We start from the raw sequence: 11,452 nt of genomic DNA, 5'->3' as shown, positions 1-11,452 counted from the left end.
GTTAATCATAGTATGATAACTAGATAAAGAGGGGAAATAATGATCGGCGAGAGAATTCGGATGTTGCGCGAGCGATGCGGTATGTCCCGGGAACAACTGGCAGAGTCTATTGGTGTATCAGTTGCCGCTATCGAACATTATGAAGCCAACCGCTGGCGCCCGGGACAAGGGCTTATTACCCGTATGGCATCACTGCTAAAGGCTACAGTGCCGGAACTGGTAGGAGACTGTCTGGCGGTGCAGGATGAGGATGGCAGTACTGTCTATATCAAAAACTTCGGCTGTGGGCGCTTTTGCACTGTCGGGAGAACAAAATAATACGTTTAGAAGGTCGGACACATGCCTGCAGGTGGTATTCCTGCTCGTGTTTCCAATGCGGCAGGCACCTTTGTGTGTAATCGCTTGCTCTACGGACTAATACATGCACTGGCCTGGGAAGGCAACAAACGGCGAGAAAACAGCCCACCATTTGGTAGGGCTGTTTTTAGCTGATTATATCGCTTTATTTTGGATTCAATACAAGTTCGCGGTTATATCCCTGCCACTGTGGGGGATGGATTGGCTCTTGTTATCCTGAGCATAAGCCGCCTTGAGGAGTAACCTGCGAAATGGTGAATGCAAAGTTAGCAACAGCAGAATGGCAGACTTGCAAAAATACCTTGGTCGAAATATAACCAGGAACGCGAAAAATAAGTTATTCCTTGGAATGCGTATTAGGTTCTTACTACAGGTTGCAGCCAAAATCATGGCCTTAATAATGACCCGGAGCATAACATCAACTCCTTGCTACTGTTGAGAGCTCTGTGGAACTATTAATAGCTATTCGTTACATTTCAGCTGATTCCTGTTACTACAGCCATGGTGGATTTTGGCTATTCCGTGCTTTTTTGTTTTGACTGGGACAACGCTGTTGAGCCGGCGCTATTGGCTGTGGTAAGATACGTATGAGGCTGAAGCCGGTGTTAGTAGTCAATCGCAAAACGTGACTTTAATGATCTGCCTTGGTGAGTGGCAGTTGATAATCGATTTTGAGGAGTCTTTATATTGAATTGGCGCAGGAATCTTTGGACATTAGCCTTTGCAGTGATGCTGTCAGGCTCAAGTTATACTATGGTCATACCATTTCTACCGTTGTACCTGCTTGATATCGGGGTAACTCCGGAACGCGTAAATATGTGGTCAGGGCTGCTATTCTCAATTACCTTTTTAGTTGCTGCCGTAATGGCCCCTTATTGGGGCCGCTGCGCTGACAAAAGCGGCAGACGGCGGATGATTATGCGGGCGGGCTTTAGCCTGGCTGCTGTGTATCTCCTGGGGGCATTTGTCAGAAATCCGGTAGACCTGCTTGTTGTCAGGATACTTCAGGGTGTTGCCAATGGGTTTGTTCCGGCTTCTATGGCGATTGTGGCGGCGTCAACACCGCCGGATAAAATGGGCTTTAGCTTAGGGATTATGCAAACAACCCTGTTGATTGGCGGGATTTTAGGCCCGGTATTAGGCGGGACTCTGTCTCACCTGTTTGGAATGCGTTTATCCTTTGTGGTTGCAGCGTTTATTATTTTTCTTGGTACGTTAATGGTGGGGCGCTTAGTGACTGAGCCTGAAAACTGCCAGGCTCAGTCACCGGGAAGTATATGGGATGACCTGAAGGCGGCTTTCGGTAACCGCAAGTTAGTAGCTGTACTGTTGCTGCTTTTTTCGGTTCAGGCGGTGAGTATGATCCTGCAGCCGCTTATTACACTGTACGTTGTGCAATTACAAGGAAACACAGAAGGGGTTATATTAACTGCAGGTATTGTGTATAGTCTGGCCGGGGTGGCCGGTGCAGTCTCGGCTCCGTTATGGGGGCGCATGGGTCAGCGCACCGGTTTCTTAAGAATACTGATGCTTGCGTTCTTCGGCGCCGGTATCTTTAATCTTGGTCAATTTTTCGCAGATGATATTTACAAATTTGGCGTACTGCAATTTCTCTATGGATTATTTATCGTCGGTGTATATCCTGCTATTAATACGATTGCCGTATCATGCAGTGACGCAAACTCGCAAGGGCGTATCTTCGGCCTTACAACAACTGCCAACCAGCTGGGCAGTATGGTTGGGCCTTTAATTGGCGGGGCGATTAGTTCCTGGATTGGGATTAAACCGGTGTTTCTTGTTACGGGGGGAGTACTGCTGGTACTGGGCGGGATTATTTTCTTAGCAGGGTTATTTGTGGCTGCAGCTTATCATAAAGAACACCAGTCCCAATGCTGAAAACATAAAATGAAGCATTTGCCAAGTGCAAGTGCTTCATTTTATGCCCAAAGGCTATTATTTTAACTAAATGCCGCTGCCATCAAAAACTGGTACATAATCGGACGAAGAAGTTTTTCCTGTTTGAATAAAACAGTTTTCAATCCCCAGGCTGCTGGCATAGTCGATGAGCTTATTGTATTCCCAGGTGGTAAGGCGGCGATTAATCTCAGAATGGCTGGCGGCCTGATAGAGTGGGGTATATTGGTTCATGAGGCTGATAAAGATGGTGTTGCCAAAAGTATGCCAAAGCCAGTTAAGGACATTGCGACTGTCTGACAGTAACCCCGGCACGGCCAGGTGGCGAACGATTACGCCCCTTTGCATTACACCGGCAGCATCAAACACAGGGGGGCCGGCCAGGTCAACCATTTTGGTGATAGCCTGGCTGGCATAGACAAAATAATCAGGGGCTGCGGAATACCGCACCGCATAGCTGTTGTCGTAATATTTGAGATCAGGCAGGAAAATATCGACATGCCGCTCTAATGAGGCAATGGTATCAGGCATTTCATAGGCATTGGAGTTGTAAACGACAGGTAATGCAAGGCCGGCCTGGCGGGCGAGGGTAAGGGCTTTGATAATCTGGGGAACGTAATGGGTAGGAGTAACAAGATCGATGTTATGGGCGCCGCGAGCCTGTTGTTCGAGGAAGATGGCAGCTAATCTTTCGATTGTAATTTCCCTGGAACAGCCGGTTTGGCTGATGCTATGATTTTGACAAAAAACGCAGCGCAGATTACAAAACGCAAAGAATATTGTGCCGGCGCCGTTAGTGGCAGACAGGCAGGGCTCTTCCCAGTGATGCAGGGCCGCAAGGGAAGCTGACGGCAATAGGCCTGCCTGACAAAAACCTTTTTCACCGGCAAGGCGGTTAACCCGGCAGGAGCGCGGGCAGAGCGTACAGGATTGCAGCATCATGGACAAGCTCCTTAGCTGTATTTTCCTCAGTCAGGGGTCGCCGGACCGGAGATGGCGTGTATATTTTAGCGCGCCCAGGATGCTTTGTAAAGTGAATTAAATAGATGGACTGCTTACAAACATATGCCAATACCCTCGAACATATTGTAGTAATACCGAAATCTGAACCGGAGGGTATAACTATGCTGAATATCCTGCTCGGGCTTGCCCTGCTGCTGGGCGGTATTTTTCTCATGCGCTACGGTCTGAAAAAGGCACTATGGCACCGGTTGCAAGGGGTACTGGGCAAGTTGACCAAGACGCCAGGCCGGGGTCTGGTGCTGGGAACAATTACTGCAGCTTTATTTCAAAGCAGCACAACTGTCTGTCTTATTACAATCGGACTGGTGAGCGCTGATTATATGTCTTTTCGTCAAGCCCTGGGTATAATCCTGGGAGCCAATATTGGTACATGCTCGACCGTTCAACTGGTAAGTTTGTCGATCCCATTAGAGGTTATACTGCCCTTGCTGCTGCTCTCACTCCTGCTTAGTATCTCAGGCAGACAGCGTTACTTAGGTCTGGCTCTTTCCGGCCTGCTAAGTATGTTTGCCGGATTAGATTTGCTGGTAAAGGGTATTTCAAGTCTGGCGCAATTGACTGAGATGGCTGAATACCTGGTTTTGGCTAATTGCCAGCCGCTATACGGCATTTGGGGCGGTATTCTGGCGACATTGATGTTTCAATCCAGCAGTGCCGCTACGGTGCTCTTAATGCTGCTTGCTGATATGGGGCTTGTTGATATTAATACAGCCGCATATGTAATCTATGGCAATAACATTGGATCGTGTGTATCCTCTATTGTTTTTAGTGCCGCCGCACCTGTTGCCGCCAGGCGGGTTGCCATGTCGCATATTCTGTTAAATGTTTTAGGGGTTATTGTTTTTTTCCCGGTGACGCATTGGCTTATTGCAGCAGCCGGGCTTTTTACCGATGATTTCAGTGGGCAGGTAGCTGTAATTCATACCCTGTTCAATATTCTGTCTTCAATTATGGTATTGCCGGTATTTAATCAGTTTGTTAATCTGATCTGTCTATTGATACCCAGGCGGTAGTATCCCCGTATATTTTCAAGGTGTATTTTTATTGAATTTTCAGAGTATAAAAAAGTTAAAATAACCTATACAAATTTTATTTGAAATGTGGTAATATGTATGCGGAGCACCACTAAACCCATTAAGATAGCTGGTATTCAATGGAAACCAGACTGAGGGAAAGGGCGGCGCTTTAATAAAAAACGACTTATATCCTAAAGGAATAAGAACGGAGGTAAAGAGAAATGGGAATGGGAAAAACAGAAGCGTTACGTACTACAGGAAGATTTGGTGTGCGGCAGATTGCCATTGTTGGAATGTTGTCAGCGATATCAATTATTTTGGGCCTTTCCGGGTATGGATTTATTCCATTGCCTACGGCTAAGGCGACAATTATGCAGATCCCTGTTATTATCGGTGCGATATTGGAGGGGCCGGCTGTTGGTGCGATGATTGGTTTACTCTTTGGTCTGTTTAGCATTGTCCAAAGCCTGACTGCACCCAATATTCTATCTTTTGCTTTTATAAATCCATTGGTTTCCGTACTGCCCCGGGTACTTATCGGTATTACTGCCTATTATGCGTATAAATGGACCTGGGCCAAGAATGAAGGAGTGCGGATTGGGGTAGGAGCCCTGGTCGGTTCTCTTACCAATACCTTTGGTGTGCTGACGATGATCTACGTCTTGTATGCTGCTCAGTTTGCCGAGGTGCGAGGCATTGATCTGGCGGCAACTGCTAAGGTGATTTACGGTATCGCCTTAGTTAACGGGGTTCCGGAGGCGATCATTGCCACTGCGATCAGTGTGCCAATTGTGACAGCTATTAAGAAGCGGTATAAGAACTAAACCCTTGTTGCTAAACAAGTCTATAATAAAATGATCAGCGCCCACTAAGCTGCTATTGGCAGATAGTGGGCGCTTTTTGTTTGCTATGATTACACTTATTGTACTGTAACCCACAGTTCAGTGGCTCTGCTGGTCTCGTTGGTATTAGGGATAATTTGGAGCTTACCTTTTCCTGCTTTTTTTGCCACAAATACCACTTGCCCAGTACCTGTGTCACCCTCCTGCTGCATAATATCACCAAAAAAGTTTTCACCACTTGATGTAAAACGGGTGTTTTTGGTAAGGCCTGGGGCTGGTGCAAGGATTAGCTTTTGACCTACGCTTAACACCAGATTGTTGGCTGAGAGTTGGATTGGGCCGGTATCGCCGTAGTTATAGGTGACTTTGTGCTCCTGAGTACCTGTTGTCTGTTTAGGTGGGGAAGGTGGGGTAGTTCCCTGGGGATCAACGGGGGACATGTTGTTCGAACAGCCACTGAAAAGCAAGCCTGTTAACAGTAAGCATATAACAGCAGGTATAATTTTAGTGCGAAATATAATTCTCATGAGAACCTCCTAATCATGATTTTTGTTATTATTATAAGGAATTTGGCAGTATTTATCCGGCATTTAGCTGGTATTAAGTGTCATCTAAACATTGTTTTTTGTGAATTCTTTACAAGTATAACTGCAAACGGGGCAGACTATTAGCAAATACGGAGGTGGTAGCTATGTTATTAAGCTGGATGATGATGAAGTTGATGGACCCCATGGCTGATGAGGCTATGGCAAAAATGCTTACCGAAGACTATCCTGATAACCCGTTCCTGATGGTGACAGTAGCCGAAAAACTATCGCCACGCGCCATTATGGAGGCGGCGATGCGGGCTGAAGCCGGCACAGAATTGACCAGGCCGTTAGGCAGCCCGGTTGTATTATCGCCATGGGATAAAATACTGCTTAACCCTAAGCAATTGTTTCAATTACCTTATCCGGACTATACCCAGGTTGATACCAGAACGGTGATTGGTCCTAACGCTAAGCGCCCGTTACGGTTAGATATTCCCATCATGATTACAGGTATGTCTTATGGCGGCTCCCTGAGTCTGCTTATGAAACTGGCCATGGCCAAAGGGGCGGCTTTGGCAGGAACCTCAACCAATACCGGTGAGTCTGCTGTTACTAATGAAGAACGTGATGCCGCAAAATATCTGGTAGGTCAGTATCACCGGGGCGGGCAGCTAAGTGGTCAGGAACAGCTAAGCAGGCTGGATGCGATTGAGATCCAGTTAGGCCAGGGGGCTTGGGGCGGTGCTGTCGACGAGCCGATGGCTGCTGACGAAATCGGACGACATTTACGAAAAGCCTGGCATCTGCGGGAAGGGGAGAGCAACACGATCTACGCCCGGATGCCTGGCAAACAGACCCCTCAGGATTACATAAATATGGTTAACTCGATGAAAGAGCAGTATGATGTACCGGTAGGGGTAAAAATAGCCGGAACTGATTATCTAGAATATGAACTTGCGGTTATTGCGCAAACACAGGCTGACTATATCGTTGTTGACGGCTCAGAAGGTGGCACAGCATCGTCAAACCCGACACTGCAGGACAATGTTGGTTTACCAACCTTTCATACCCTTGTGAGGACTGTGGATTGGCTGGAGGACAATCATCTGCGGGACCGCTTCAGTGTTATTATCGCAGGCGGAATGACAACCCCGGGGCATTTCCTGAAGGCTCTGGCGTTAGGGGCTGATGCTGTGTATATTGGTACAATCGCTTTGATGGCTGCAATGCAGTCCCAGGTGGTTAAAACACTGCCGCAGGCACCGCCCTCCCAGATGGCACTGTATAGCGGCAAAATTACCGATAAGCTTGATGTTGATAAGGCTGCCAGGCACCTGGGCAATTTTCTGAACTCCTGTACTATTGAGATGCAACTGGCCGCCCAGGCTGTCGGTAAACAAGCGTTAAGAGACCTGGAACGAACAGATCTGGTAACAGTGGAGAGAGACCTGGCTGAGTTTGCCGGCATTCGTTATGCTGCCAGCCACCGGCCGCCGCTAGGGGCAGTTGCGATTCCGGACGAGTATTATCAACCCCAGGGATTGCCGTTACATTAGGTGTGTTTTTAAGTTTCTCATGAAGATTTTTTCCTGACAGGCATTTTTTAGCTCTGCTGCAATAGCTTTATAGTAGTCGCTTTAAAGTTAGCAGGAGGGATGCGTGTGAGAGTTCCGCAGGTTATATCAGTGGGAACAGCTGTGCCGGCTTATTGCCTGAGGCAAGAGGATATTAAAGGCTTCGTAGCATCATTGTTTCGCGATAATCTCCACAATCTTGACCGGCTGTTACCGGTGTTTGAGAACAGTTTAATCATCGAAAGACATCTTTCCCAACCACTGGAATGGTATGCCAAGCCGCATACCTTTGCTGAAGCAAATAGAGTATATGAGCAGGTTGCCCTGGAGCTTGCAGTACAGGCTGCAAGCCAGGCTATTGAGCGGGCAGGGATAGGGTTGTCTGATATCGGTATGGTCATTTTTGTTTCATCAACCGGGATTGCAACGCCAACCCTTGATGCCAGGCTTATTCAAAGATTAGGTTTGCCGCATGACACCTCCCGTCTGCCGGTCTGGGGGCTGGGCTGTGCCGGTGGCGTGACTGGCATTGCCAGGGCAGCTCAAATTAGTTACTCATTACAGGGGAAGGCAGTCTTATTGGTAGCGGTTGAGCTATGCAGTTTAACCTTCCAACGCGGCGATTACTCGAAAGCTAATCTTGTGGGTACAAGTCTTTTTGCCGATGGGGCTGCCGCCGCAATTATTGCGCCTGGAGGCTACGGTCCTGCGATTATTGACAGCTATAGTACCTTATTCCCTGATACTGAAGACATTATGGGCTGGGATGTTGTAGAAGGAGGACTGCAAGTGCGGTTCTCGCGGGATATACCCAGTATTATTCGCCGGTATTTACCAGAGTTAACAGGAGGCATATGTAACAAGCATGAGATTGACTGTGATGCTGTAGCGCATTATGTAGTACATCCTGGTGGCGCAAAAGTACTTGGAGCTTATGCTGAAAGCCTCAACTTGTCCCCGGATAAGCTAAAGGATGCATATGCTGTGCTGGCTGGGTATGGTAATATGTCGAGCGTCTCAGTATTGTTTGTCCTGGAACTGTTTATGGCAACCGTTAAGCCTATTGACCGTTACGGACTGATGTTGGCCTTAGGGCCGGGCTTTAGTGCTGAACAGGTACTGTTTAGATGGTAGTGTGGTGGCCAATCATAGGTATGGCTGTGCTCATTGTTGTACAGCGGCTTGGTGAACTGGTGCTGGCGCAAAACAATCGCCGCTGGGCGCTGGCCTGTGGCGCACAGGAATATGGGGCAAAGCATTACTGGCTATTTTTTATCCTTCACGCCGGCTGGCTGGCCGGTTGGATTATCGAAGGCCAAGTGGCAGGCGGGTTATCTGCTGTTTGGCCGGTCTGGTTAGGACTGTTTATTGGTGCGCAATTGCTTAGGTATTGGTGTATTGTCAGTCTGGGGCGCTGCTGGAATACCCGCATTTTGGTTATTCCCGGAGAGCAATGTGTTAAGCGGGGTCCATATCGTTTAATCAGGCATCCTAACTATGTAGCAGTTGCCACAGAACTGGCGGCGGTACCGTTGCTTTTCGGTGCAATCCAAACGGCGATTATTGCCACAATCTGTAATGCAGTTCTGCTGCTCTTTGTTCGCATTCCTGAAGAAGAAAGAGCCCTGGAACAAATGAAAGACCCCCGGTAGCTCTACATGGAAGAAGCTAGTGGGGGTTTTTCATTATGGGATAAAGTCCGCACAAAGGATATGCTGCTTGTTGGTGTTGTCCCGAAAGGTAATAGAATAGGTAATACAGGGATTACCGTTGGCTAGCGAAATATATGGTTCCGTCATATATGTCTCCAGACCAGCCTGAATAAACATGCAATACTCTTTTAGAGACTGGTCGGTTCCCTTTCTGTCAGCTTGAAAGATGGCAGAGATTTGCCCACCGGCCGAACCGGGCACTCCGATACTGTCGGTAATCTGAGTTCCGTCTATATTCAGTATATATAAGTATTGAATAAGGGGGTTATTAAGTATCGCCTGCTGCAGTGTGACTTCGAAATAATCGGGGGACGTTGTACTCAATTGTTCCAGCACATCACGCAGAAGTATATGATAATCATTTTTTTTGCAGCAGTCATTGGTGATTTTTCTAAGTTTAGAATTTCTGAAACTGGATGATATGTGATCCAGCTTGTTGTTAAAACACAGGGGGCATATCACCTCTAGTGGCTGTGGTCTGGAGAAATAATATCCCTGCAGCAAGTCAGCCCCGAATTCCAGGCTGGCCAGTGCCTCCGCTTCGGTTTCGACTCCCTCGGCGATAACCAGTGAACCGGTTTTTTTAGCCATGTAGACAAGTGCTTTAAACAGTTCCTGCTTATAATAATCGGTATCTAAGCCACTGATCAGCCAGCGATCAATTTTAATGATATCAGGTCGTACATGAAAAATCCGGTCTAAATTTGAATGCCCGTTGCCAAGATCATCCAGTGCAATCAGGAACCCTAATTCTTTGTGCCTGGCAACAAAGCTTTTTAGCGCTCCGATATCACAAACCTTGGATTCAATAATTTCAATGACGATTGAAGAGGGCTTATATTCGAGCCGCTGCACGCAATTGTTCAGATTGCCTGAGCCTACGACCCCCTCATCAATAATAGCGGTATCAAAATTGATAAACAGGAGCTTGCGCTCATTAAGGGTTGACAGTGGCTTATAGTTCTCTAACGCTTTCTCCCGGCATATTCTATCTAATTCCACCAACTGATTAGTCGCTGCGGCTAAAGAAAACAAGGTGTTGGGAGCGATGAGCTCCTTGGTACACGGTTGTATGCCACGGGAGAGGGCTTCATATCCTACAATTGAGTGCTGTTTGACTGAGACAATTGGTTGAAACCATGTAGTAATAGATTTATTTGCTAGTAGTTTGCCTAAATCTATTTGGCCGGTGGCGTTATTCACTTAGTATCATCCTTTCGAATTGATAAAGAAAACATGGTTTGCGCCGATAACAAAAAACTCCTAAACACACTATGTGTTAGGAGGTCAACATTGACACCTTCGCTTATGTGATGTCAGTATACGTTGCCGTTAGCTGCCTTGTCAAGAAGTGGCATAGTGCTGAAAAGCACTTTTATTTCATACTGTCATTATACAGGACATAGGCATTTTTCTTAGCCTTGGCCTGATACATAGCGATATCAGCCTTTTTTAGTAAGCCGGCGGCGTTACTGTCCTGGTGTGGGTAAAAAGCCACTCCGATACTGGCCGTGGGATGGAACGATATGCCCTGAACTTCAGCCGGTACAAAAACTGTGTTCAAAAGTTTATCAAGAACAGGAATAATTCCTGTTACGGTAATGTTGCGAAAGAACAGAGCAAATTCATCGCCGCCAAAACGTGCGCCAAAAGAAATCTCAGGTTCTAATAAGGATTTGATACGGGTCCCGATAATAGTGAGAAGCTCATCGCCTACGTCATGTCCATAGCGATCATTTACCTGTTTAAAGCCATCAATATCAAAGAAAACGACTGAGCCGGTGCTGTTGTTTATCCAGACAGCGCTTAATTCCTTTGCTAATGCGGACTGAAAGGCATATCTATTGGCTAAGCCTGTAAGATTATCCTCGTAAGCCAACTGCCTGATTCGGAGGTTTTTTTCTGCCAGCAGGGCATTTTTCTCAGCGAGTTCTAGGACTTGTTTGCGCAGCTGTTTTTCTGTTAAGATAATTTTCCGGAAGGTAATGCAGACAACAAACAGGAAGATTGCAATTGCAATGAAGGAAAACACGAATACATTCTGTTTTGAACTCTGGGCAATAGCAGCCACATTCGCTGTTTTCTGCGAGACATCATTTTGATGGAAGTCAACAATCATTTTCATACTATCATTTACCCGCTCAAGATAAATGAGGCTTGTTGTCAAAGCATCCTGGGCGGTCACCGGGTCATTGGTGTTATCAGCGACGATTGTTTTTAAAACGAAATGTTTGTAGTCAATCCAGTTTTTCTGGACATAACTATATAAGACTGTTTCATCCGAATCTCTGTTAAAAGTAACTAATTGCTCATTTTCGATCTCGCCGATTTGATCAATTAATTGTTTGGTAAGATACGATTTTTTTTCTTCGGAGTCTGCCAGCATAAATTTCCACAGCAGCAAAGGAACTTTGTTGATTTTAGTCTGGATATCAACAACCTTGCGGGATTGTTTTATGTGATGGTTCTGTACTATTTCAATAT

General features: G+C 46.6%; 12 protein-coding genes. 8 read left to right on the top strand and 4 right to left on the bottom strand.

The annotated features are described in order from the left end of the window. The first annotated feature begins 39 nt into the window (after nucleotides 1-39). The 3 genes from VN379_RS24875 to VN379_RS24865 all read left to right on the top strand — a co-directional run bounded on the left by VN379_RS24875 (nucleotide 40) and on the right by VN379_RS24865 (nucleotide 2,253). A complete protein-coding gene (locus tag VN379_RS24875) occupies nucleotides 40-318 on the top strand; it encodes a helix-turn-helix transcriptional regulator (protein ID WP_325538826.1) in 279 nt (92 codons plus the stop codon). A 21-nt stretch (nucleotides 319-339) separates the two neighbouring features. After that, a complete protein-coding gene (locus tag VN379_RS24870; RefSeq protein WP_325538825.1) occupies nucleotides 340-492 on the top strand; it encodes a hypothetical protein in 153 nt (50 codons plus the stop codon). A gap of 552 nt (nucleotides 493-1,044) precedes the next feature. Continuing rightward, complete coding sequence (locus VN379_RS24865) at nucleotides 1,045-2,253, top strand: MFS transporter (protein ID WP_325538824.1); 1,209 nt, start codon at nucleotides 1,045-1,047, stop codon at nucleotides 2,251-2,253. Between the two features lie 66 nt (nucleotides 2,254-2,319). Here the strand turns inward: VN379_RS24865 and VN379_RS24860 are convergent, their stop codons facing one another. After that, complete coding sequence (locus tag VN379_RS24860; protein ID WP_325538823.1) at nucleotides 2,320-3,213, bottom strand: radical SAM protein; 894 nt, start codon at nucleotides 3,211-3,213, stop codon at nucleotides 2,320-2,322. Nucleotides 3,214-3,395: 182 nt separating this feature from the next. Between VN379_RS24860 and VN379_RS24855 the strand changes: the two genes are divergently transcribed. Together VN379_RS24855 and VN379_RS24850 are read left to right on the top strand one after the other, a co-directional pair. Further along, nucleotides 3,396-4,307, top strand: a complete 912-nt coding sequence (locus VN379_RS24855; RefSeq protein WP_325538822.1) for a Na/Pi symporter — start codon at nucleotides 3,396-3,398, stop codon at nucleotides 4,305-4,307. A gap of 224 nt (nucleotides 4,308-4,531) precedes the next feature. After that, the gene (locus tag VN379_RS24850) at nucleotides 4,532-5,134 is read left to right on the top strand and encodes an ECF transporter S component (RefSeq protein ID WP_325538821.1); all 603 of its coding nucleotides are present in this window, start codon (nucleotides 4,532-4,534) and stop codon (nucleotides 5,132-5,134) included. A 95-nt stretch (nucleotides 5,135-5,229) separates the two neighbouring features. Here VN379_RS24850 and VN379_RS24845 read toward each other — a convergent pair whose 3' ends face one another. Then, on the bottom strand, nucleotides 5,230-5,679 hold the full coding sequence (locus tag VN379_RS24845; RefSeq protein ID WP_325538820.1) for a hypothetical protein: 450 nt from the start codon (nucleotides 5,677-5,679) through the stop codon (nucleotides 5,230-5,232). Between the two features lie 164 nt (nucleotides 5,680-5,843). Here VN379_RS24845 and VN379_RS24840 point away from each other — a divergent pair, with 164 nt between their 5' ends. The 3 genes from VN379_RS24840 to VN379_RS24830 all read left to right on the top strand — a co-directional run bounded on the left by VN379_RS24840 (nucleotide 5,844) and on the right by VN379_RS24830 (nucleotide 8,908). Continuing rightward, complete coding sequence (locus tag VN379_RS24840; protein ID WP_325538819.1) at nucleotides 5,844-7,238, top strand: FMN-binding glutamate synthase family protein; 1,395 nt, start codon at nucleotides 5,844-5,846, stop codon at nucleotides 7,236-7,238. 99 nt (nucleotides 7,239-7,337) lie between these two features. Then, a complete protein-coding gene (locus tag VN379_RS24835; RefSeq protein WP_325538818.1) occupies nucleotides 7,338-8,390 on the top strand; it encodes a type III polyketide synthase in 1,053 nt (350 codons plus the stop codon). Between the two features lie 20 nt (nucleotides 8,391-8,410). Then, nucleotides 8,411-8,908: an isoprenylcysteine carboxyl methyltransferase family protein gene (locus VN379_RS24830; protein WP_325538817.1), complete on the top strand. Its 498-nt coding sequence runs from the start codon at nucleotides 8,411-8,413 to the stop codon at nucleotides 8,906-8,908. Between the two features lie 33 nt (nucleotides 8,909-8,941). On the opposite strand, the gene VN379_RS24825 is transcribed toward VN379_RS24830, so the two are convergent. Further along, nucleotides 8,942-10,171, bottom strand: a complete 1,230-nt coding sequence (locus VN379_RS24825; RefSeq protein ID WP_325538816.1) for an EAL domain-containing protein — start codon at nucleotides 10,169-10,171, stop codon at nucleotides 8,942-8,944. Between the two features lie 172 nt (nucleotides 10,172-10,343). Then, nucleotides 10,344-11,452 (bottom strand): GGDEF domain-containing protein (locus VN379_RS24820; protein WP_325538815.1); only part of this gene is annotated, 1,109 nt, incomplete at its 5' end.

It is taken from the genome of Sporomusa sp. (genome assembly GCF_035561255.1).
GTDB lineage: Bacteria > Bacillota > Negativicutes > Sporomusales > Sporomusaceae > Sporomusa.
The sequence above is the reverse complement of the archived record's forward strand: the minus strand, read 5'-3'. Positions and strand labels throughout refer to the sequence as shown.